Below are 21,690 nucleotides of genomic sequence, written 5' to 3' on the forward strand. Positions count from 1 at the left end.
TATGCTCCCCTTACCAGCGAAAACGCAGGCCGTCGAACGGCTTGGGCGCAGGTTGGGCCGGCGCAGGTTGCTCACCGGCTGCCGGTGCTGGCGTGGCGGGCGCTACCGGCACCTGCTCTGCGGGCAACTCCTGCAACTTGGCCAGGCCGAGTTGGGCGCGCAGCTGTTCGCGGTTGCCGGTCACACCATAGGTCAGGGTGGTGCCTTCAGCCATTTGCAGGCGTGGGCCATAGGGTTCGAGCACACGGGCAAGCTCGGCATAGCGCTGCAGGTTCACCCCCTGCACCTGTACCTGCATCTGGCTGCTGGCACCCGGACGGGTGACATAACGCGGCGCCAGGCGACTGCTGACCGCCAACATGACCGCGTCAGCCAGGGCAGCCGGGTCGCCCCCTTCGGCCGTGCCTTGTTCACGCTGGTCGCCCAGCCACAGCTGCCACTTGCCCTGCCATTTGCCATCGGCTTCCTGTGCATGCACCGCCAGCAAGGCATCGGCGCCATAACGCTCGGCGGCCTCACGCAAAGGTGCCGGGTCGGTGGCTTCGACCTGCTTGGCATTGGCTACCAGCTGCTCCTGCAAGTCGGCCAGCGGCAAGCGCAACGGCAAGCCACGGTGCTGGGCGGCACGGCGCAGGGGCTGGGCGCTGGCCTGGCCGTCACCGACCAGGCTGATGCCCTCGGCACTGTCATTCAGCCACCAGCCGAGAATCGAAGGCCGATTGCTGCCCCACAGCGCCAGGCCGGCCTTGCGCAAGGCCCGTTCGGTGCTACCGGGGTCGAACTCGACCACCACCGACTCGGGTGGGCCGGCCTCGCTGCCAACCTGGTTGATGATTTGCTGCGGGTCTTTGCGCAACTCGGCAAGTGCCGGGCTTTGCACTGCCTTGGGGTCGCCGGTCAGGCGCAGCACCAAAGTGTCGAGGGCTTTGGCAGTGGCGGCAGTACGGGCTTCGGCGCCCTGCCCGGCCATTGGCTCGCGCACCTGATAAAGGCCAGCGACATTTTCAGCCTGGGCTGCAACCGATATCAGGGCCAGGCCGCCGACCGCCAGAATATTGAACAAACGCATGGAGGATTCCTGTCCAGTCGAGCATGAAGCTCGCTACTTGCAGCTTATACACATGCAACCGCATCAACCACCCTCAGCCCTTTTTCAACAATTTACCGCCCTGCCCGTCGGCCTGAGGATGGCCGCTGCCCGGCAACCCTGATAAAATCGCGCGCCTTCACAGACCACTGACGTTCAGGCAGCCGCCGTCTACCCGCCGGCCTTGGCCGTCTTGGTCGTTTTTAAGAATCCCTCCCTCCTAAAGGCCTGGATCAATGAGCAAGCAACCCTCCCTGAGCTACAAGGACGCCGGTGTAGACATCGACGCCGGCGAAGCACTGGTCGAACGCATCAAGGGCGTGGCAAAACGCACCGCACGCCCTGAAGTCATGGGTGGCCTGGGCGGCTTCGGCGCCCTCTGCGAGATCCCGGCCGGCTACAAGCAGCCGGTGCTGGTCTCCGGCACCGACGGCGTCGGCACCAAGCTGCGCCTGGCGCTGAACCTGAACAAGCACGACAGCATCGGCCAGGACCTGGTCGCCATGTGCGTGAACGACCTGGTGGTATGCGGCGCCGAGCCGCTGTTCTTCCTCGACTACTACGCCACCGGCAAGCTGAACGTTGACGTGGCCGCCACCGTGGTCACCGGCATTGGCGCCGGTTGCGAACTGGCCGGCTGCTCGCTGGTCGGTGGTGAAACCGCCGAAATGCCTGGCATGTACGAAGGTGAAGACTACGACCTGGCTGGCTTCTGCGTCGGCGTGGTGGAAAAAGCCGAAATCATCGACGGCTCCAAGGTTGCCACTGGCGACGCGCTGATCGCCCTGCCGTCCTCGGGCCCGCACTCCAACGGCTACTCGCTGATCCGCAAAATCCTCGAAGTGTCCGCTACCGACATCGAGAACACCCAGCTGGACGGCAAGCCGCTGACCGACCTGCTGATGGCGCCGACCCGCATCTACGTCAAGCCGCTGCTGCAACTGATCAAGAACACCGGCGCCGTCAAGGCCATGGCCCACATCACCGGTGGCGGCCTGCTGGACAACATCCCGCGCGTACTGCCGAAAAACGCCCAGGCCGTGGTTGACGTGGCCAGCTGGCAGCGCCCGGCGGTGTTCGACTTCCTGCAGGAAAAAGGCAACGTCGACGAGCACGAAATGCACCGTGTACTGAACTGCGGCGTGGGCATGGTCATCTGCGTGGCCCAGGACCAGGTTGAAGCTGCCCTGAACGAACTGCGCGCCGCCGGTGAGCAGCCATGGGTCATCGGCCACATCGCCGAAGCCGCCGAAGGCGCCGCCCAGGTCGAGCTGCAGAACCTCAAGGCACACTGATGCCGAGCAAGACCTGCAATGTAGTGGTACTGCTGTCGGGCTCCGGCAGCAACCTGCAAGCCCTGATCGACAGCTGCCAAGGCCAGGACAGCCCGGTGCGCATCCGTGCGGTGGTTTCCAACCGCGCCGATGCCTACGGCCTGCAACGTGCCGCGGCGGCCGGTATCGACAGCGTGGTGCTCGACCACACCCAGTTCGACGGCCGTGAAGCCTTCGATGCCGCGCTGGTTGCGCGCATCGACGGTTTTGCGCCGGACCTGGTGGTGCTGGCCGGCTTCATGCGCATCCTCAGTGGCGACTTCGTGCGCCACTACCAGGGTCGCCTGCTCAACATCCACCCGTCGCTGCTGCCCAGGTACAAGGGCCTGCATACCCACCGGCGGGCACTGGAGGCAGGCGACGCCGAGCACGGCTGCAGCGTACACTTCGTGACTGAGGAACTCGATGGCGGCCCACTGGTCGTACAGGCTGTGGTACCGGTGGCGTCTGACGACACCGTCGAAAGCCTGGCCCAACGGGTACACCGTCAGGAACACCTGATCTACCCGCTGGCGGTGCGCTGGTTCGCTGAAGGGCGCTTGCGCCTTGGCGAACAGGGCGCATTACTGGATGGCCAGCCCCTGGCGGCCAGCGGTCACTTGATTCGATCCTAGGAGAATTTATGCGTCGCGCCCTGCTTTTGGCTCTCGCCGTGCTCGCCCTGCCCCTCCAGGCAGCTGATCTGAAGCCTTTCTCGGCCAGCTACACCGCCGACTGGAAGCAGCTGCCCATGAGCGGCACCGCCGAGCGCAGCCTGGTCAAGAATGCCAATGGTACCTGGGACCTTAACTTCAAGGCCTCCATGATGATCGCCAGCCTGACCGAGCAAAGCACCCTGCGCATGGAAAACGACACCCTGCTGCCGCAGAAGTACCACTTCGAGCGCGGCGGCCTGGGCAAGGCCAAGAAGGTCGACCTGAACTTCGACTGGACTGGCAAGAAAGTCACCGGCAGCGACCGTGGTGATGCCGTCAGCCTGCCGCTGAACCGTGGCGTGCTGGACAAGTCGTCCTACCAGTTGGCCCTGCAGCATGACGTGGCCGCCGGCAAGAAAAGCATGACCTACCAGGTGGTTGATGGTGACGAGATCGACACCTACGACTTCCGCGTGCTGGGCACCGAAAAAGTCACCACCAAGACCGGCCAGGTCGATGCGGTGAAGGTCGAGCGCGTGCGCGACCCAAGCCAGAGCAAGCGCATCACCGAGCTGTGGTTCGCCAAGAACTGGGACTACCTGCTGGTGCAACTGCGCCAGGTAGAGACCGATGGCAAGGAGTACGTGATCGTGCTGCAGGATGGCACGGTCGATGGCAAGCCGGTGAAAGGCAACTGATCCAGCACTGCCTGCAACATCCCAAGCCCCGCCCAGTGCGGGGCTTTTTTATGCCCTTGTGCAAAGGCACTGGCCTTCATGAAACTTGTTTCATGCCTGTTTTATTTACTTAGCCTGCTAACAAACTCTATAAAGAGGGTGTGCGACACACTGTCGCAGCCAACTGAAGAAGTGGAGTTTACCGATGACTGTCCAAGTAACCGAACGCGACGAATCGAAAATGTCCCACGAAAGCCTGGCCGCCGGCATGCGGATCTGGGATGTGCACCAACAAGGTCAACTGGTGGGGATGTTCCACAACGAACACGAAGCGCACCAGTACCGCGTAGAGCTGGAAGACCTGGAAAACCAGCGCACCACGCAATGACCCAGCCTTCAAATAAAAAACCCCGCCAAGGCGGGGTTTTTCGTGTTTACCACATCAGATCATCAGGGATCTTGTAGGCGGCGTACGGGTCATCTTCGTCCGCTTCCTCGACATGGGTATTGAGCAACAGGATACGGCCAGGGTCGCGCTCCTGGATCTTCATCGCCGCTTCGCGAGGGATAACCTCGTAGCCACCGGCATGAGAAACCACGGCCAACGCGCCGTTACTCAGCTTGGTACGCATCAAGGCATTGACGGCAATGCGCTTGACCTTCTTGTCATCGACGAAGTTGTAGTAATCCTCGGTGCTCAGCTTAGGCAGACGAGTAGCTTCGATCAGTTGCTTGATCTGTGCAGCACGGGCCTTCTGCTCGGCCTTTTCCTGCTGCTGGCGATTCAGCTCCTGGTCACGCTTGACCTTTTCGGCCATGGCTTCCTTGGCCATGCGCTGCTGGCTGTCGTCGACTTCGACCTGGCCTTTGTGCTCCATGCGCTTCTGTTTCTTTTCAGCTTTGTTGGTCTGCGAGACCTGTTTCTGGTTGACCAGACCGGCTTTGAGCAATTGGTCGCGAAGGGAAAGGCTCATGAATGTTCACTCACTTATGCAACAGCTCAGCCGCAGCTGGGCAGGTTCTTTTCCTGACGCTTGGCTTCCCCCCAAAGGGCATCCAGTTCGTCAAGGTGACAATCTTCAATGGGGCGACCACTGTCGCGCAATGCCTGTTCGATAAAACGGAAACGTCGTTCGAACTTGCGGTTGGCGCGGCGCAGGGCGTTTTCCGGGTCATGCTTGAGGTGGCGGGCCAGGTTGACGGTGGCGAACAGCAGGTCGCCCACTTCATCTTCGAGGGCATCGGCATCGCCGTCGGCCATGGCCTGCAACACCTCGTCCAGTTCTTCGCGCACCTTGTCCAGCACCGGTAATGCTGCCGGCCAGTCGAAACCGACCGTGGCGGCGCGCTTTTGCAGTTTGGCTGCCCGTGACAGGGCCGGCAAGGCTGACGGCACGTCATCGAGCAGCGACAGTTGCTCGGGCGTGCTTTTCTCGGCCCGCTCCTCGGCCTTGATCTCCTCCCAACGGGACTTGACCTGGGCCTCGCTCAGGCTGGGGGTATCCAGCGGCGCATAAAGCTCGCCGGTAGGGAATACATGTGGATGGCGACGAATCAGCTTGCGGGTGATGCTGTCGACCACGCCATCGAACTCGAAACGCCCCTCCTCCCGGGCCAGCTGGCTGTAGTAGACCACCTGGAACAGCAAGTCGCCCAGCTCACCTTGCAGGTGCTCGAAATCACCGCGCTCGATGGTGTCGGCGACCTCGTAGGCTTCTTCAATCGTGTGCGGGACGATACTCGCGTAGTTCTGCTTGAGGTCCCATGGGCAACCGTACTGCGGGTCGCGCAGGCGGGCCATGAGGTGCAGCAGGTCTTCGAGGGTGTAGGTCATGTAGGCAGGTCCTTCGGTGGCGCCCTCTTCGCGGGCAAGCCCACTCCTACAGGGGTAGGAGCGGGTTTACCCTCGAAGCAGGCGCCGCAGTCTCAAGGGGTACGATTACGCCGCGTCTCGATGATGTTCGGCAACTGCGAGATACGCCCCAGCAGGCGCCCCAGCGCGTCCAGGCCTGGAATCTCGATGGTCAGCGACATCAGCGCGGTGTTGTCTTCCTTGTTCGAGCGGGTGTTCACCGCCAGCACGTTGATTTTCTCGTTCAGCAGCACCTGCGAAACGTCGCGCAGCAGGCCCGGGCGGTCGTAGGCACGAATAACGATGTCAACCGGGTAGGTCTGCACCGGGATCGGCCCCCAGCTCACCTGGATCATGCGCTCCGGCTCCTTGCCCGCCAGCTGCAGCACCGAGGCGCAGTCCTGGCGGTGGATGCTCACGCCACGGCCCTGGGTGATGTAGCCGACAATGGCATCGCCCGGCAGCGGCTGGCAGCAGCCGGCCATCTGCGTCAGCAGGTTGCCGACCCCCTGGATCTGGATATCACCGCGCTTGCCAGTACGCGGGCCGGTAGGCTTGCGCGGCACCAGCTCGATCTGCTCGACACGCTCGGGTTCCAGCAACTGCTGGGCAGCATTGACCAGATGGGCCAGGCGCAGGTCGCCCGCCCCCAGCGAGGCGAACATGTCCTCGGCGGTCTTGACGTTGGTTTTCTCGGCCAGGCGCTCGAAGTCGACCTGCGGCAGGCCCAGGCGGCTGAGTTCACGTTCGAGCAAGGTCTTGCCAGCGGCGACGTTCTGGTCGCGCGCCTGCAGCTTGAACCAGTGCACGATCTTGGCCCGTGCCCGCGAGGTGGTGACATAGCCCAGGTTGGAGTTCAACCAGTCGCGGCTGGGGTTACCGTGCTTGCTGGTGATGATCTCGACCTGCTCGCCGGTCTGCAGGCTGTAGTTCAGCGGTACGATACGGCCGTTGATCTTGGCGCCACGGCAGTTATGGCCAATCTCGGTGTGCACCCGGTAGGCGAAGTCCAGCGGCGTGGCACCCTTGGGCAGGTCGATGGCATGGCCGTCCGGTGTGAATACATAAACCCGGTCCGGCTCGATGTCGACGCGCAACTGCTCGGCCAGGCCACCGATGTCGCCCAGCTCTTCGTGCCACTCCAGCACCTGGCGCAGCCAGGAGATCTTCTCTTCGTAGTGGTTGGAGCTCGGCTTGACGTCGGTGCCCTTGTAGCGCCAGTGGGCGCATACGCCGAGCTCGGCTTCTTCGTGCATGCCGTGGGTACGGATCTGCACTTCCAGCACCTTGCCCTCCGGGCCGATCACCGCCGTGTGCAGCGAGCGATAGCCGTTCTCCTTGGGGTTGGCGATGTAGTCGTCGAACTCTTTGGGGATGTGCCGCCACAGCGTGTGCACAATGCCCAGCGCGGTGTAGCAGTCGCGGATTTCCGGCACCAGCACGCGCACCGCACGCACGTCGTAGATCTGGCTGAATTCCAGGCCTTTGCGCTGCATCTTGCGCCAGATCGAATAGATGTGTTTCGCCCGACCGCTGATATCGGCCTTCACGCCCGTGGCCAGCAACTCGTTCTGCAACTGGTTCATCACGTCGCTGATGAAGCGCTCGCGGTCCAGCCGGCGCTCGTGCAGCAGTTTGGCGATCTGCTTGTACTGGTCGGGTTCGAGGTAGCGGAAAGACAGGTCTTCCAGCTCCCACTTGATGTGGCCGATACCCAGGCGGTGCGCCAGCGGCGCATAGATGTCGAACACCTCGCGCGCGACACGCAGGCGTTTCTCGTCGTCAGCAGCCTTGACCGCACGGATCGCGCAGGTGCGCTCGGCCAGCTTGATCAGCGCCACACGCACGTCGTCGACCATGGCCACGAGCATCTTGCGCAGGTTCTCGACCTGCGCCTGCGAGCCCAGCACCAGCGACTGCCGCGGGCTGAGGCTGGCACTGATGGCGGCCATGCGCAGCACGCCGTCGATCAGCTTCGACACCACCGGGCCAAAACGTTGGCTGACTTCAGCCAGGGTGACCTTGCCTTCGCGCACCGAGCGGTAGATGACCGCTGCCACCAGGGAGTCCTGGTCGAGCTTGAGGTCGGCGAGGATTTCGGCGATCTCCAGCCCCGCCTGGAAGCTGGACGTACCGTCCGCCCAGGAATGCTTGGCCGGGTTGCCCTTTTTCTCGACCTCGTGGGCAAACTCGCAGGCCTCTTTCAGCGCTGCGCGATCCAGTGCCGAATCGACGCTTACCACATGGTCCAACCATGCTTCGAGATTGATACTGCCGTCGGTGTTGACCGGCTGGTGCACTCTCACCTGTACCATCTTTGTTTTACCTTTCCATACAGCGCACCACGCGGATGCGCTGGCGATCACCGTGCGGCTGCCATTCCATGGAAGCCGCACCAAGGGGCCAGTCTGCTAGCCCGCTTCGAATAACGCCATGGCCTCGACATGCGCCGTTTGAGGAAACATGTCGAGAATCCCGGCCCTTTTTAACCGGTACCCCTGGCCGACCAGCACCTGGGCGTCTCGCGCCAGCGTGGCCGGGTTGCACGATACGTAGACCAGCCGTTTGGCCTGGAGGCGTGCGATGCCTTGCACCACCTCGAAAGCACCGTCGCGCGGTGGATCCAAGAGTACCGCAGAAAAGCCCTCGGCGGCCCATCCGGTGCCTGCCAAAGGCTGCGATAAATCGGCCTGAAAAAACCGTGCGTTATGCACATTGTTGTTTCGGGCATTGGCCGCGGCCCGATCGACCATGGCCTGTACACCTTCCACAGCCACCACTTCGCGCGCCTGGCGGGCCAGCGGCAGGGCGAAGTTGCCCAAGCCGCAGAACAGGTCCAGCACACGTTCGTCGGCCTGCGGTGCGAGCCAGGCCAGGGCCTGCTCGATCATCGCCGTGTTGACCTGGGCATTCACCTGGACGAAGTCGCCCGGGCGCCAGGCCAGTTCCAGCTGCCACGGTGCCAAGGCAAAGCCCAGTTGTGCGGTAGCGTCCACCGGCGCAGGTTCACCTTCACCCTGCAACCACAGCTGGGCATCGGCCTGCTCGCAAAACGCCTGCAGTTTCGCCAGGTCTTCTGCCGGCAGCGGCGCAACATGACGCACCAGCACCGCCTCGGCGGTACCACTGAACAGCTCCACGTGGCCCAGCGCCTGGGGTTTGCTCAACGAACGCAGCACCGTCGGCAAGTGGCGCAGAATCGACTGCAAAGGCTGTACCAGTACCGCGCAATCGTCGATGGCGATGATGGCCTGGCTGGCTTCGGCACGGAAGCCGACCTCCAGCTGACGCGCCTTGACGTCCCAGCGAACGGCCACGCGGGCACGGCGTCGGTAGCCAAATTCCGGCCCGCTCAGCGGTGCGGCCCATTCCTCGGGCTGCACGCCAGCCACTCGCTGCAGCTGTTCGGCCAGCGTGCGCTGTTTGAGCGCCAGTTGCGCTTCGTGCGGCAGGTGCTGCAGGTTGCAGCCTCCGCAGCGGTCGTAATAACGGCACGGCGCCTCGCGGCGCTCGGGGCTGGCCTGTAGCAGGCGCTCCAGGCGGGCCTCGACCACTTTGCCACGGGCATTGAGCACGCGCGCCTCCACGGCCTCACCGGCCAGGGCGCCACTGACAAACCAGGTGCGCCCGTCAAGGAAGGCAATGCCACGGCCGTCACCGGCCAGGCGCTCGATATCCAGGCGCTGCTTCTTGCCCACGGGGACCTGGGGGCTACGGTTGCCGCCGGCCGGCTGAAAGCGCAGGCCGCTGTTGCTTTTTTTCTTGGACATTTAGCTCGGGTCGAACAGGCCGGTGGACAGGTAACGGTCGCCGCGGTCGCAAATGATCGCGACCATCACGGCATTTTCCACCTCACGGGACAGGCGCAGCATGGCTGCGACCGCACCACCGGAAGACACGCCGCAGAAAATGCCCTCTTCACGGGCAAGGCGGCGGGTGGTGTCTTCGGCTTCCTGCTGCGACATGTCGACCACGCGGTCTACGCGGGTGGCGTCGAAAATTTTCGGCAGGTATTCCTCGGGCCAGCGGCGAATGCCTGGAATGGCCGAGCCTTCCATGGGCTGCAGGCCGATGATCTGCACCGCCGGATTCTGCTCCTTGAGGTACTGCGAGCAGCCCATGATGGTGCCGGTGGTGCCCATGGAACTGACGAAATGGGTAATGGTGCCTTGGGTCTGCTGCCAGATTTCCGGGCCAGTGCTGTTGTAGTGGGCGATCGGGTTGTCGCCGTTGGCGAACTGGTCAAGCACCAGGCCGCGGCCTTCGGCCTGCAGCTTCTCGGCCAGGTCGCGGGCACCTTCCATGCCCTCTTCCTTGGTCACCAGAATCAGCTCGGCGCCGTAGGCGGTCATCGCGGCCTTACGCTCGGCGGTGGAATTGTCGGGCATGATCAGGATCATCTTGTAACCCTTGATTGCCGCCGCCATCGCCAGGGCGATGCCGGTGTTGCCGGAGGTGGCTTCGATCAAGGTGTCGCCGGGCTTGATCTGGCCACGCAGCTCGGCGCGGGTGATCATCGACAGCGCAGGGCGGTCTTTCACCGAGCCGGCAGGATTGTTACCTTCGAGCTTGAGCAGGAGGGTGTTGCTGGTTTCGCCAGCAATGCGCTGCAGGCGAACCAGTGGCGTATTGCCGACGCAATCGGCGATGGTTGGGTACTGCAAGGTCATGGCGTATTTCACAATCCGGACGGCAGGGGCGCCTATCATACCGGCAAACCCTTCGCGGCCATATCACGCAATCTGTAGAACATATAGCTACAAGCTATAAGGCGTCCTGCGCCCGCGCCGAGACCACCGCATGTGACGGCAAGCGCATCCACAGTTGCAGCCCACGCTTGCCATTCTGCGCCCACAAAGTGCCGCCCTGGCGCTGGATGGCACTGCGGGCGATGCTCAGCCCCAAGCCAAAACCACCATCCCCCGGCCGCGAACCGTCCAGCCGCGAGAACGGCGCGAAGATCCGTTCCAGGTCCTCTTCTGCCACACCCCCGCCTTCATCTTCCAGCCACAACCACCAGTAACTGCCTTCGCGCTGCCCACCCAGGCGCACCACACCCTCGGCAGGCGAGTGACGAATGGCATTGCGCAACATGTTTTCCAGTGCCTGGGCCAAGTGGTTGAGGTTGCCCTGCACCCAGCAGTCGGCCGGCACTTCACAGCGCAAGCGCTCAAGCGACCAACCGTTCTCGTAGCTGGCATTCTCGGCCAGCAGCTCCCACAACGCGTGGACTTCGATCGGCTCCAGGTTCATCGGCGCACGTTCGGCGTCCTGCCAGGCCAACTGCAGGGTGTCTTCTACCAGTTGCTGCATACCATCCACTTCACGGGTCAGGCGCTCGCGCAGGCGTTGCAAGTCGGTTTCACCGTCACAGGCCACCCGCAGCCGGCTCAACGGCGTGCGCATTTCATGCGACAAGTCGCGCAACAACTGCTGCTGCATGGCCACCGTGCCCTGCAGCCGCTCGGCCATCTGGTCGAAGGCGCGGGCCAGCTCGCCCAGCTCGTCATGCCGGGCGATGGTGCGCGAGTCCAGGCGTGCCGACAGCTGGTCGGCACGCCAGGCATTGGCCTGTTCGCGCAGCTGGTTCAAGGGCACGATCAACATGCGGTACAGCCCCACGCACAGCAGCAAGGTGAACAGGCCGGGGATGATGCCGTTGGTGACGATGCGCCACAGCAAGCGGTACTGGTCCGGATTGAACCGTTGCGGCAGTTCGATCACCAGCATGCCCTGCTCCGGCGCCGACGGGAACGGTACACGCACCCAAGGCTGGTCGACGCTGCGACGGCTCATAGGCCAATCGACCCCGCGCAGGCGCGTCAGGCGCTGCATGATCTGCGGGTTGAGGGTGGCACTGTCGAGGGGCCGCAGGTTGATATCCAGCACACCCACCCAGCCCCGTTCGCGCTGGTGCATCGCCGCCACCCACTGGTCCACCCCCGCCCGCCCACCGCTACGCCAGGCTTGCTCGGCCTCGGCGGCATAGCCACGCAGCGTTTGCCGCGCCGGCTCAGAGAGGAAAGCGTTCTGGATTTCCATGTGCCGGCCCCAGGTATAACTGAGGCCAATCATCAGCAGGCAGAAGCCCACCAGCAAGATGGCCAGCTTCCAGAACAACGAATGGCGGTCGAGCATGGCTTACTCCGCCTCGGTGGCGCTGAGCACGTAGCCCTTGCCCCACACGGTGCGGATCTGCCGCTCGTCATAGCCGATGCCCTTGAGCTTGCGGCGGATCTGGCTGACATGCATGTCCAGGCTGCGGTCATGCCGCGAATAGCCGCGTTGCAACACCTGCTGGTAAAGGAACGGCTTGCTCAGAACGTCATCGAGGTTGCGGTTGAGGATGTCGAGCAGGCGGAATTCGCTGGGTGTAAGGCCTGCCAGGCGGCCATCCAGCCGCACATCGCACAGCCCCTCGTCGAACTGCAGCTCACCGCCGCCGGCCTGCTCCTGCGGCGCCTGATGACGCCGCTCAAGGGCCACCCGACGCAGGATGGCCTCGATGCGCACCTGCAGCTCGGCCATGCTGAACGGTTTGGGCAGGTAGTCATCGGCCCCACGCTGGAAACCACTGATACGGTCGGCCTCGGCACCCAGCGCCGACATCAGGATCACTGGCGTGGCGCTGCGCTGGCGTAACTGTGCCAACGCGTCAAGGCCATTGAGCCCGGGCAACAGGATGTCCATCAGCACCACATCGAACACCTGACGCCCGGCCGTCTCCAGGCCCTCCAGGCCATTGCGGCACCAGGTCACCTGAAAGCCGCCGCGTTGCAGTTCTTCGTGCAGGTAGGCACCGAGCACCGGATCATCCTCGATGGCGAGGATAGTGGAGTTGTGAATAGCTACAGGATTCATTGGCAACTGCCATGCATTCTCAATTGCGCGATTATTGAGCATCCACCGCCTGCCAGGCAACCGCCCTGCGACCAATGCACCGGCAATGGCGCAAAACACATACTAAAGAGGTGCAATGGTGCCGCAGGCGGAGTAACTTCGCGGCTTGGCCGTCACCACTTGACGGCATCCAGGCACATCACAGGAGGCGAGTGTGCTCGATCGCTTGGGAATCCGTAGCCGGGTCCTGCTGCTGGCACTGCTGCCGGCCGGCCTGATGGCCCTGGTGCTGGGCAGTTACTTCACCTGGCTGCAACAGAACGACCTGCGCACCCAGCTGTTGCAGCGTGGCAAGATGATTGCCGAACAACTGGCGCCACTGGCCGCCCCCGCCATGGCCCGGCTCGCGCCAGCGCAACTGGAGCGTATCGCCGCGCAGACCCTGGAGCAGTCCGATGTACGGGCCGTTGCCTTCCTGGCCCCGGACCGCACACGCCTGGCCCACGCTGGCCCGAGCATGCTCAACCAGCCCCCCAGCGGTGGTACGGGCACCCAGCTGTTGCAACGCAGCGGCAACGACGCCACCCGCTACCTGATGCCTGTCTTCGGCCACCACCGTGATCTGGCCACCGATGCCGTACCGGCCGAGGCCGAGCGCCTGCTGGGATGGGTCGAGATCGAGCTGTCGCACGACGGCACACTGCTGCGCGGTTATCGCAACCTGTTCACCAGCCTGTTGCTGATCCTCGCTTGCCTGGCCCTCAGCGGCCTGCTGGCGCTGCGCATGAGCCGCACCATCAACGGCCCCATCGAGCGCATCAAGCACGCGGTCAACCAGCTCAAGGACGGCCACCTGGAAGAACGCCTGCCAACCATGGGCAGCCATGAGCTGGACGAGCTGGCACACGGTATCAACCGCATGGCCGAAACCCTGCAAAATGCCCATGAAGAACTGCAGCACAGCATCGACCAGGCCACCGAAGACGTGCGCCAGAACCTCGAAACCATCGAGATTCAGAACATCGAGCTGGACATGGCACGCAAGGAGGCGCTTGAGGCCAGCCGCATCAAGTCGGAGTTCCTGGCCAACATGAGCCACGAGATCCGCACCCCGCTCAATGGCATTCTGGGGTTTACCCACCTGCTGCAAAAAAGCGAGATGACGCCGCGCCAGCTGGACTACCTGAGCACCATCGAGAAATCCGCCGACAATTTGCTCGGGATCATCAACGAGATCCTCGATTTCTCCAAGATCGAGGCCGGCAAACTGGTGCTCGACAGCATCCCGTTCAACCTGCGTGACCTGGTTCAGGATACGCTGACCATCCTGGCACCGGCCGCCCACGCCAAGCAGTTGGAATTGCTCAGCCTGATCTATCGCGACACGCCCGTTTCGTTGATCGGCGACCCGCTGCGGCTCAAGCAGATCCTGACCAACCTGGTCAGCAACGCCATCAAGTTCACCCGCGAAGGCACCATCGTCGTACGTGCCATGCTCGAAGACGAGCACGAAGACAGCGCACAGCTGCGCATCAGTGTGCAGGACACCGGTATCGGCCTGTCGCCGCAGGATGTACGTACACTGTTCCAGGCCTTCAGCCAGGCCGACAACTCGCTGGCCCGCCAGCCCGGCGGCACCGGCCTGGGGCTGGTGATTTCCAAACGCCTGATCGAGCAGATGGGCGGCGAAATCGGCGTCGACAGCACCCCGGGCGAAGGGTCGCAGTTCTGGATCAGCCTCAACCTGCCCAAAGCCCACGACGATGTCGAGGCGTTTGCGCTACAGCCGCTGCTGGGCCGCCGCGCCGCCATCGTCGACGGCCACGAGCTGGCCCGTCAGGCGCTGGAACACCAACTGGAAGACTGCGGCCTCAGTGTCAGCCTGTTCACCTCCTACGACCAGCTGCTGCAAGCGGTGCAAGCTGCCAGCCAGGCCGGCCAGCCGTTCGAGTTCGCCGTGCTCGGGGCCAACCTGGGCACCCTGTCGCCCGAGCAACTGGGCCACTACCACCAGCAGCTTGAGCGCCACCACTGCCAATGCGTGGTGCTGTGCCCGACCACCGAGCAAGCCCTTTACCACCCGTTCCTGCCCAATGGTCATGGCCAGTTGCTGTCCAAGCCGACCTGCACCCGCAAACTGCGCCGCCTGCTGCTGGAGCTGGTGCAACCACGCCGCCCGCTGGGCGAAGCGAACAGCATCAACGGCCAGCGGCAGCCGAAAATCCTGTGCGTCGACGACAATGCCGCCAACTTGCTGTTGGTCCAGACCCTGCTAGAGGACCTTGGCGCCGAGGTGCTGGCCGTAGACAACGGTTATGCCGCGGTAAAGGCCGTACAGGACGAGCCCTTCGACCTGATACTGATGGACGTGCAGATGCCCGGCATGGATGGCCGCGCCTGCACAGAGCAGATTCGGCTTTGGGAAAATACCCAAAGTGGCAACCCGCTGCCGATCGTTGCCCTTACCGCCCACGCCATGGCCAATGAAAAACGCGCATTGCTGCACGGCGGCATGGACGACTACCTGACCAAGCCAATCAGCGAACGGCAACTGGCCCAGGTGGTGATGAAATGGACGGGGCTGAGCCTGGGCACACCGCGGCAGGCGCAAACCGATCTGTTGGCCAACAGCGATGAGCTCAAGGTACTCGACCCCGAAGAAGGCTTGCGCCTGGCGGCAGGCAAGGCGGACCTGGCAGCCGACATGCTGAGCATGCTGCTGGCCTCGCTGGAGGCAGACCGCGAAGCCATTCGTGCGGCCCGCGATGCAGACGACCGCAATGGCCTGATCGAGCAGGTACACCGCCTGAACGGCGCCTCGCGCTATTGCGGTGTGCCGCAGTTGCGCGCGGCCTGCCAGCGCAGCGAGACCTTGCTCAAGCAGGAAAGTCCGCAGGCACAGCAGGCGCTGGATGAGCTGGACGGTGCGATCAGCCGGCTGGCGGCGCAGGCCAGATTGAGCGCTTGAACAGAGCGGTCGAGTTTTGAATGAGGAGCCCCACCATGCGAGCCCTGTTGTTCAGCAGTCAGCACTACGATCAGGAAAGCTTCACCCGGGCCGCCAGTGGCAGCACCCTGGAACTGCACTTCCAGCCTGCCCGCCTGACGCTCGACACCGCCGCCCTGGCCAGCGGCTACGAAGTCGTTTGTGCCTTCATCAATGACGAACTCGACGCCCCGGTGCTGCAGCGCCTGGCCGCCGGTGGCACACGCCTGATCGCGCTGCGTTCGGCCGGCTACAACCACGTCGACCTGGCCGAAGCCCAGCGTCTGGGCCTTGAGGTGGTTCGCGTGCCAGCCTACTCGCCACACGCCGTGGCCGAGCACGCCGTGGCGTTGATCCTGGCCCTCAACCGGCGCCTGCACCGGGCCTACAACCGCACCCGCGAAGGTGATTTCACCCTGCACGGGCTCACCGGCTTCGACCTGCACGGCAAAACCGTCGGTGTGGTCGGCACCGGCCAGATCGGCGCGGCCTTTGCCCGCATCATGGCCGGTTTCGGCTGCCAACTGCTGGCCTACGACCCCTACCCCAACCCGGAACTGCTGGCCCTCGGTGCGCGTTACCTGACCATGCCCGAGTTGCTACGCGAAGCCCGCATCATCAGCCTGCACTGCCCGCTGACCGAGCACACCCGCCACTTGATCAACGCACAGAGCCTGGCCCAGCTGCAACCCGGTGCCATGCTCATAAACACGGGCCGTGGCGCGCTGGTCGACACCCCGGCACTGATCGATGCGCTGAAAAGCGGCCAACTCGGCTACCTGGGCCTGGATGTCTACGAAGAAGAAGCCCAGCTGTTCTTCGAAGACCGCTCCGACCTGCCCCTGCAAGACGATGTGCTGGCGCGCCTGCTGACCTTCCCCAACGTGATCATCACGGCTCACCAGGCCTTCCTCACCCGCGAGGCGCTGGATGCCATCGCCGCGACCACGCTGGACAACATCAACCGCTGGGCGGCGGGCAATCCACAGAATCTGGTGATGGGTTAATGCTAGGATACGCGGCATTTCTGGAGGACCCATGGTCGAGCACGATTTCCGTTACACCCTTTTCAACCCGCAACACACCCTGATCGAGTGCCGCGCACTGGTGCCAGGCCGCTACCAGGTCACTGGCAACGGCGGCTCGATGCACAAAGGCGACACCCTGCTGGTCACCCTCAAAGGCAGCAAGGACCTGTCCATGCGCCTGACCGTGGAAAGCGTGCGCCACCTGATCAACCCGCGCGGCCAGTGGGTTGCCGTGGCCAGCGGTCCGATGTTCAACGAGCTGGAAATCCTCACCTGGCAGGTCGAGTGCGACAGCTGCGATGCAGTGCTGGACTTCGAATTTGCCGTGGACGCCAAGCTGGGCAAACAAGCCCGCCAACCCGCTGCCAGCGCGCGCATTGCCGAACTGGGCTGGGCCAGCCGTGGCGACAAACACCTGTGCCCGCGTTGCCAGGAGAGCGTCGAGTGAAAAATCTGCTGACCGGCGTGCTGATTGCCACCGGCCTGCTCGGCTGCGCCGCAGAACCTTCGAAGCTGCAGCAGGAACGCAGCTATGTGCTGGAGTGGATTGGCGAACGCCCGCTGATCGACTACAGCCACCTGACCCTGACCCTGGCCAGCGACGGCCGCGCCTATGGCAATGGCGGTTGCAACCACTGGTTTGCGCCGTACACGCTGGACGGTGAGCACCTGAGCTTCGGCAAGGTCGGCAAGACCCGCAAGCTGTGCGCGCCAGCGTTGATGGAGCAGGAAAAGCGCTTCTTGCAGGCACTGGAAACGGTGCAGCGCTGGGATGTGTCGCCAGTGGAGCAGATGCGCTTCTGGCCGGCCGAAGGCAAGCCGCTGCGATTCTGGCCTGAAGAAGGCTGATATCATGGGGGGCTGCCCTGCAGCCCCACCTGGATCAAGCGCCTTTCAGGGCCTTGATCTTGGCCTGCAACCCTTCCAGGGTCTGCTCGCCCAACAGCTGCTCACGCACCTTGCCCTTGTCATCGATGATGTAGGTCACCGGCAGCGCCTCGCTGCGTGGCAGGTCGTAGCGCTCGGCCGGGTCCTGGGCCAGCACGGTAAAACCGATGCCCAGGGTGTCAGCGGCCTGTTTCAGGTCCTGACCCTGCAAGCCATCAAAATTCACCCCCACCACCTTGATGCCATCGGCCGCCCACTGCTTGGCCGCCGCGTTCAGTTCCGGGATTTCGGTACGGCACGGCCCGCACCATTCAGCCCAGTAGTTGAGCACCAGCCAGTGCCCGTCGATCTGTTCGGCCTTAACCGTATTACCGTGTTGGTCCACGCCATAATCGGCACCGCAACCACCGAGCAACAGGCTCGCGGTGATGGCCAGTACTGCTGCCAGACGCCTTGCCATGGGTCAATCCTTCTCGAGTTTTAAAGCAAATTGGTCAGTCGCTGCGGTTAGAATAGCCGCCACACCCTGCTGGATGCGACCCGACATGACCGACCTCACGCTCTATCATAACCCGCGCTGCTCGAAATCCCGCGGCGCGCTGGAACTGCTCGAAGCCCGCGGCCTGGCGCCAACCATCGTGCGCTACCTGGAAACCCCACCCGACGCCGCCACCCTCAAGGCCCTGCTCGCCAAGCTGGGCGTCACACCACGTCAACTGCTGCGCACAGGTGAAGACGCGTACAAGGACCTGAACCTGGCTGACCCGGCATTGACCGATGCACAACTGATCGACGCCATGACCCAGCACCCCAAGCTGATCGAACGCCCGATCCTGGTCGCCGGTGACAAGGCCGTGGTCGGTCGCCCGCCGGAAAAAGTGCTGGAGATCCTGCCGTGAGCGCCCCGTACATCCTGGTGCTGTATTACAGCCGCCATGGTTCGACCAGCGAAATGGCCCGGCATATCGCTCGCGGCATCGAACTGGCCGGCATGGAGGCGCGCCTGCGCACGGTGCCTGCGATCTCCACCGAGTGCGAAGCCGTCGCGCCGGATATTCCGGCCAGTGGCGCGCTGTACGCCACCCTCGACGACCTGCGCCACTGCGCCGGGCTGGTGCTGGGCAGCCCGACCCGTTTCGGCAACATGGCAGCGCCGCTGAAGTACTTCCTGGACGGCACCAGCAGCCTGTGGCTGGGTGGCGAACTGGTGGGCAAGCCGGCTGGCGTGTTCACCTCCACCGCCAGCCTGCACGGCGGCCAGGAAACCACCCTGCTGTCGATGATGCTGCCCTTGATGCACCACGGCATGCTGGTGATGGGCCTGCCCTACAGCGAATCGGCCTTGCTGGAAACCCGCGGGGGCGGCACCCCTTATGGTGCCAGCCACCATGCCGGTGCCGATGGCAAGCGCGAGCTCGACCAACACGAGATCGCCCTGTGCCGCGCCCTTGGCCAACGCCTGGCGACCACCGCCAAGGCCCTGGAGGCCGCGCGTGGCTAAAAAGCCCAAGGTGTTGCCGCCACTGGAATGGTTGGCACCGCGCCTGCGCCTGACGCGAGCGTTGAGCCTGGCGTTTTTCTTCGGCCTGATCGCTTTGCTGGTGGTCAACAACCTGTGGTTTGCCAACCTGCACGGGGCACGGGTCGAGGTGATCCTGGCGATCGAACTGGTGCCGCTGCTGTTGCTGTTGCCGGGCATGCTGACAGGCAGCGCACGGGCACATGCCTGGACCTGCTTCGTGGTGAACATCTATTTCATCAAGGGCGTGCTGGCGGCGTTCGACCCGGCGCGGGCGGTGTTCGGCTGGGTTGAAGTGCTGGTGAGCCTGGGGTTGTTCATTGCAGGGCTGCTGTATGTGCGCTGGAAGTTCCAGCATGAGCGGCGCCTGGCGGGCGAAGGTAATTAACATCTGGGGCCGCTCTGCGGCCCCAAAATCTCAATGGTTGACGGTATGCGCCAGCATCACCGACAACTGGCACAGCGGCCGCCCGCTCTCTTCGTGCCACTGGTTGAACGCCTGCTGTACCAACGCCAGGTCGCGTTGACTGGTCGGTTGCTTGTCGATCACCTTCTGTGCAATCAGCGCCGCCGCCATGTCATCGGTGGGAATGAACGTATCCTTGCCGACCATGCGCAAAAAGCGTGGCGCCGACAACCCACCCAGCTGGTTGCCGTGCTTGGCCAGGTACTTCCACAAGCCCACGATGTCGGTCACCGGCCAATCGGCGATGAAGGCGCCGAAACTGCCCTTTTCCTTCGCCACGTCGAGCACCATCTGCGCATTGCGCGGCACGCTCTTGAGCTTGCCCATGTGACGGATGATGCGCTCATCCTGCATCAGCCGCTCCAGGTGCTCGGCGCCCATCAGCACCACCTTCTCCGGGTCGAAACCGAAGAACACCTGCTCGAACGCCGGCCATTTGGCATCCACCAGGCTGTGCTTGAGCCCGGCGCGGAACACACGCAAGGCCAGGGTCGACAGGTAGCGGTCATCACTGATGCCCCGCAACTGCGCCGGCGTGCGCGGCTGCGGCAGGAATGCCTCCAGCGCCTGGGCCGAGCCAAAGCGGTTCAGGCAGTACTCATGCAGCCACTGGTAATCGCGCATAGGCCTAGATATTCACCACGTCGAGGAAGCGCGGGGTAGCGTTTTCGTCGATCTTCAGGCTGGTGAAGTCGAACAGGTTGCGGTCGGCCAGTTGCGACGGTGCCACGTTCTGCAGGGCTCGGAAAATGCTCTCGGTACGGCCCGGGTGCTTGCGCTCCCACTCCACCAGCATGTCCTTGACCACCTGGCGCTGCAGGTTTTCCTGCGAGCCGCACAGGTTGCACGGGATGATCGGGAATTCCTTCATGTCCGAGTAGGCCTGGATGTCCTTCTCGCTGCAGTAGGCCAGCGGGCGGATCACCACATTGCGGCCATCATCGGCGCGCAGCTTCGGCGGCATGCCCTTGAGCGCACCGTTGAAGAACATGTTGAGGAAGAAGGTTTCGACGATATCGTCGCGGTGGTGCCCCAGGGCCATCTTGGTCGCGCCGATTTCATCGGCGAAGGTGTACAAGGTGCCACGGCGCAGGCGCGAGCACAGCGAGCAGGTGGTCTTGCCCTCGGGTACCAGTTCCTTGACCACCGAGTAGGTGTCCTTCTCGACGATGTGGTACTCGACGCCCAGCTCCTTGAGGTAGGCCGGCAGCACGTGCTCGGGGAAGCCCGGCTGCTTCTGGTCCATGTTCACCGCAACGATCTCGAACTTGATCGGTGCCACCTTCTGCAGGTGCAACAGAACGTCGAGCATGGTGTAGCTGTCCTTGCCGCCAGACAGGCAGACCATGACCTTGTCGCCATCCTCGATCATGTTGTAGTCGGTGATGGCTTCGCCGGCGAGACGACGCAGGCGTTTTTGCAGTTTGTTCTGGTTGACCGAGAGGGTGCCCATAGCGCTTGAATCCGCGAGGTGTGACAAAAGGCGGCTATTTTACGCACAAACGCGGCGCCGCTGTAGGCATTCCGATAAAGACTTCGTTGTAATCAACAGTACGCCTGACAGCGCAATTTGCTCTAAAAAGCACGGTTTATGCCGGCAACAGCTTCCTATACTGCGACATAAGGCCACATTACCGCTTGCTTCGGTGTTCGGGCCTCGGGCCGCTTGCGCTCCATCTGGGGGGCGTTTGGCAACATTGAGAGGAGTGACGGCATGATTCATCACGTTGTGGGGCTGTTTACCCATCCCGACCAGGAATGGCGGGAAATCCGTGGCGAAGAAGAAACCATCAGCCACATGTACCTGACGCATACCCTTATCCTGGCGGCGATTCCCGCCGTTTCGGCGTTCATCGGCACCACCCAGGTCGGCTGGGTGATCGGCGACCGCCCAGCAGTGATGCTGACCATGGAAAGCGCCATCTGGATGAGCATCATGTCGTACCTGGCAATGCTCGCCGGGGTGGCGGTAATGGGCGCATTCATCCACTGGATGGCGCGCACCTACGATGCCAACCCGTCCATGGCGCAGTGCATCGCCTTTGCCACCTACACCGCCACCCCTTTGTTCATCGGCGGCCTGGCAGCGCTTTACCCGCACTTGTGGCTGGGCATGCTGATCGGCACGGCCGCCATCTGCTACACGGTGTACCTGCTGTATGTCGGCTTACCGACGTTCATGAACATACCGTCCGACGAAGGCTTCCTGTTCTCGAGCTCCGTGCTGGCGGTGGGCCTTGTGGTGCTGGTGGCGATCATGGCCGCCACGGTGATTATCTGGGGACTGGGCGTGGGGCCCGTCTACACCAACTAGAACAGATTCAACCAACACTGGGGCATCAATCAGGGGCCGCCGCAAGGCGGCCTCTGGCTGTGCG

The 21,690-nt window shown here is 63.4% G+C and carries 23 protein-coding genes; 12 read left to right on the forward strand and 11 right to left on the reverse strand.

Translation table 11 applies throughout. The features are described from left to right. Positions 1-10 precede the first annotated feature (10 nt). Positions 11-1,069: a DUF2066 domain-containing protein gene (locus B9A31_RS09885; RefSeq protein ID WP_084296916.1), complete on the reverse strand. Its 1,059-nt coding sequence runs from the start codon at positions 1,067-1,069 to the stop codon at positions 11-13. Between the two features lie 254 nt (positions 1,070-1,323). Between B9A31_RS09885 and purM the strand changes: the two genes are divergently transcribed. The 4 genes from purM (at position 1,324) to B9A31_RS09905 (ending at position 4,121) form a co-directional block, all read left to right on the forward strand. Beyond that, positions 1,324-2,382, forward strand: a complete 1,059-nt coding sequence (gene purM, locus B9A31_RS09890) for a phosphoribosylformylglycinamidine cyclo-ligase (protein ID WP_003252437.1) — start codon at positions 1,324-1,326, stop codon at positions 2,380-2,382. Then, positions 2,382-3,035: a phosphoribosylglycinamide formyltransferase gene (purN, locus tag B9A31_RS09895; protein WP_019099299.1), complete on the forward strand. Its 654-nt coding sequence runs from the start codon at positions 2,382-2,384 to the stop codon at positions 3,033-3,035. Before purM ends, purN begins: the two co-directional genes overlap by 1 nt. An 8-nt stretch (positions 3,036-3,043) precedes the next feature. Further along, positions 3,044-3,754, forward strand: a complete 711-nt coding sequence (locus B9A31_RS09900) for a DUF3108 domain-containing protein (RefSeq protein WP_016715462.1) — start codon at positions 3,044-3,046, stop codon at positions 3,752-3,754. A gap of 184 nt (positions 3,755-3,938) precedes the next feature. Then, on the forward strand, positions 3,939-4,121 hold the full coding sequence (locus tag B9A31_RS09905) for a hypothetical protein (protein WP_016715461.1): 183 nt from the start codon (positions 3,939-3,941) through the stop codon (positions 4,119-4,121). 46 nt (positions 4,122-4,167) lie between these two features. On the opposite strand, the gene B9A31_RS09910 is transcribed toward B9A31_RS09905, so the two are convergent. The 7 genes from B9A31_RS09910 to B9A31_RS09940 all read right to left on the reverse strand — a co-directional run bounded on the left by B9A31_RS09910 (position 4,168) and on the right by B9A31_RS09940 (position 12,446). Then, complete coding sequence (locus tag B9A31_RS09910) at positions 4,168-4,707, reverse strand: DUF2058 domain-containing protein (RefSeq protein ID WP_060501857.1); 540 nt, start codon at positions 4,705-4,707, stop codon at positions 4,168-4,170. A gap of 26 nt (positions 4,708-4,733) precedes the next feature. Further along, positions 4,734-5,567 (reverse strand): nucleoside triphosphate pyrophosphohydrolase, encoded by an 834-nt coding sequence (gene mazG / locus B9A31_RS09915; protein ID WP_025754884.1) that lies wholly within the window; start codon positions 5,565-5,567, stop codon positions 4,734-4,736. 92 nt (positions 5,568-5,659) lie between these two features. Beyond that, the gene (gene relA, locus B9A31_RS09920; RefSeq protein ID WP_019099300.1) at positions 5,660-7,900 is read right to left on the reverse strand and encodes a GTP diphosphokinase; all 2,241 of its coding nucleotides are present in this window, start codon (positions 7,898-7,900) and stop codon (positions 5,660-5,662) included. A gap of 96 nt (positions 7,901-7,996) precedes the next feature. Next, positions 7,997-9,355, reverse strand: a complete 1,359-nt coding sequence (gene rlmD / locus B9A31_RS09925; protein ID WP_019099301.1) for a 23S rRNA (uracil(1939)-C(5))-methyltransferase RlmD — start codon at positions 9,353-9,355, stop codon at positions 7,997-7,999. Beyond that, the gene (cysM, locus tag B9A31_RS09930) at positions 9,356-10,255 is read right to left on the reverse strand and encodes a cysteine synthase CysM (RefSeq protein ID WP_025754883.1); all 900 of its coding nucleotides are present in this window, start codon (positions 10,253-10,255) and stop codon (positions 9,356-9,358) included. It lies immediately after the preceding gene. A gap of 94 nt (positions 10,256-10,349) precedes the next feature. Next, positions 10,350-11,723 carry a sensor histidine kinase gene (locus B9A31_RS09935; protein ID WP_084296917.1) on the reverse strand — a complete coding sequence of 458 codons (1,374 nt, stop codon included), beginning with the start codon at positions 11,721-11,723 and terminating at the stop codon, positions 10,350-10,352. A 3-nt stretch (positions 11,724-11,726) separates the two neighbouring features. Further along, entirely contained in the window at positions 11,727-12,446 is a 720-nt protein-coding gene (locus B9A31_RS09940) for a response regulator transcription factor (protein ID WP_019099304.1), read from the reverse strand. A 193-nt stretch (positions 12,447-12,639) separates the two neighbouring features. Here B9A31_RS09940 and B9A31_RS09945 point away from each other — a divergent pair, with 193 nt between their 5' ends. Genes B9A31_RS09945 through B9A31_RS09960 form a run of 4 tightly spaced genes read left to right on the forward strand, consistent with a single transcriptional unit; the run spans position 12,640 to position 17,288 of the window. Continuing rightward, complete coding sequence (locus B9A31_RS09945) at positions 12,640-15,393, forward strand: response regulator (protein ID WP_084296918.1); 2,754 nt, start codon at positions 12,640-12,642, stop codon at positions 15,391-15,393. A 35-nt stretch (positions 15,394-15,428) separates the two neighbouring features. Continuing rightward, on the forward strand, positions 15,429-16,418 hold the full coding sequence (locus B9A31_RS09950) for a 2-hydroxyacid dehydrogenase (RefSeq protein ID WP_019099306.1): 990 nt from the start codon (positions 15,429-15,431) through the stop codon (positions 16,416-16,418). A 31-nt stretch (positions 16,419-16,449) separates the two neighbouring features. Continuing rightward, positions 16,450-16,887 carry a hypothetical protein gene (locus B9A31_RS09955; RefSeq protein WP_084296919.1) on the forward strand — a complete coding sequence of 146 codons (438 nt, stop codon included), beginning with the start codon at positions 16,450-16,452 and terminating at the stop codon, positions 16,885-16,887. After that, positions 16,884-17,288, forward strand: a complete 405-nt coding sequence (locus tag B9A31_RS09960) for an META domain-containing protein (RefSeq protein WP_019099308.1) — start codon at positions 16,884-16,886, stop codon at positions 17,286-17,288. The genes B9A31_RS09955 and B9A31_RS09960 overlap by 4 nt, the downstream gene beginning before the upstream one ends. Positions 17,289-17,322: 34 nt before the next feature. Here the strand turns inward: B9A31_RS09960 and B9A31_RS09965 are convergent, their stop codons facing one another. Continuing rightward, a complete protein-coding gene (locus B9A31_RS09965; RefSeq protein ID WP_019099309.1) occupies positions 17,323-17,787 on the reverse strand; it encodes a TlpA disulfide reductase family protein in 465 nt (154 codons plus the stop codon). 85 nt (positions 17,788-17,872) lie between these two features. Between B9A31_RS09965 and arsC the strand changes: the two genes are divergently transcribed. The 3 genes from arsC to B9A31_RS09980 are packed head-to-tail and all read left to right on the forward strand — an operon-like array spanning position 17,873 to position 19,234. After that, positions 17,873-18,226, forward strand: a complete 354-nt coding sequence (arsC, locus tag B9A31_RS09970; RefSeq protein ID WP_016715448.1) for an arsenate reductase (glutaredoxin) — start codon at positions 17,873-17,875, stop codon at positions 18,224-18,226. Next, entirely contained in the window at positions 18,223-18,828 is a 606-nt protein-coding gene (gene wrbA / locus B9A31_RS09975; protein ID WP_016501124.1) for an NAD(P)H:quinone oxidoreductase, read from the forward strand. The genes arsC and wrbA overlap by 4 nt, the downstream gene beginning before the upstream one ends. Then, positions 18,821-19,234, forward strand: a complete 414-nt coding sequence (locus B9A31_RS09980) for a DUF2069 domain-containing protein (protein ID WP_016715447.1) — start codon at positions 18,821-18,823, stop codon at positions 19,232-19,234. The genes wrbA and B9A31_RS09980 overlap by 8 nt, the downstream gene beginning before the upstream one ends. A gap of 30 nt (positions 19,235-19,264) precedes the next feature. Here B9A31_RS09980 and B9A31_RS09985 read toward each other — a convergent pair whose 3' ends face one another. Both B9A31_RS09985 and ttcA read right to left on the reverse strand, forming a co-directional pair. Next, positions 19,265-19,936: a DNA-3-methyladenine glycosylase I gene (locus B9A31_RS09985; protein WP_019099310.1), complete on the reverse strand. Its 672-nt coding sequence runs from the start codon at positions 19,934-19,936 to the stop codon at positions 19,265-19,267. A 4-nt stretch (positions 19,937-19,940) separates the two neighbouring features. Then, on the reverse strand, positions 19,941-20,765 hold the full coding sequence (gene ttcA, locus B9A31_RS09990; protein ID WP_016715445.1) for a tRNA 2-thiocytidine(32) synthetase TtcA: 825 nt from the start codon (positions 20,763-20,765) through the stop codon (positions 19,941-19,943). 261 nt (positions 20,766-21,026) lie between these two features. On the opposite strand from ttcA, the gene B9A31_RS09995 reads away from it, so the two are divergent. Then, positions 21,027-21,626: a Yip1 family protein gene (locus tag B9A31_RS09995; RefSeq protein ID WP_003252385.1), complete on the forward strand. Its 600-nt coding sequence runs from the start codon at positions 21,027-21,029 to the stop codon at positions 21,624-21,626. Positions 21,627-21,690: the final 64 nt, after the last annotated feature.

The organism is Pseudomonas sp. URIL14HWK12:I5, from assembly GCF_900176445.1.
GTDB classification, from domain to species: Bacteria; Pseudomonadota; Gammaproteobacteria; order Pseudomonadales; family Pseudomonadaceae; genus Aquipseudomonas; species Aquipseudomonas monteilii.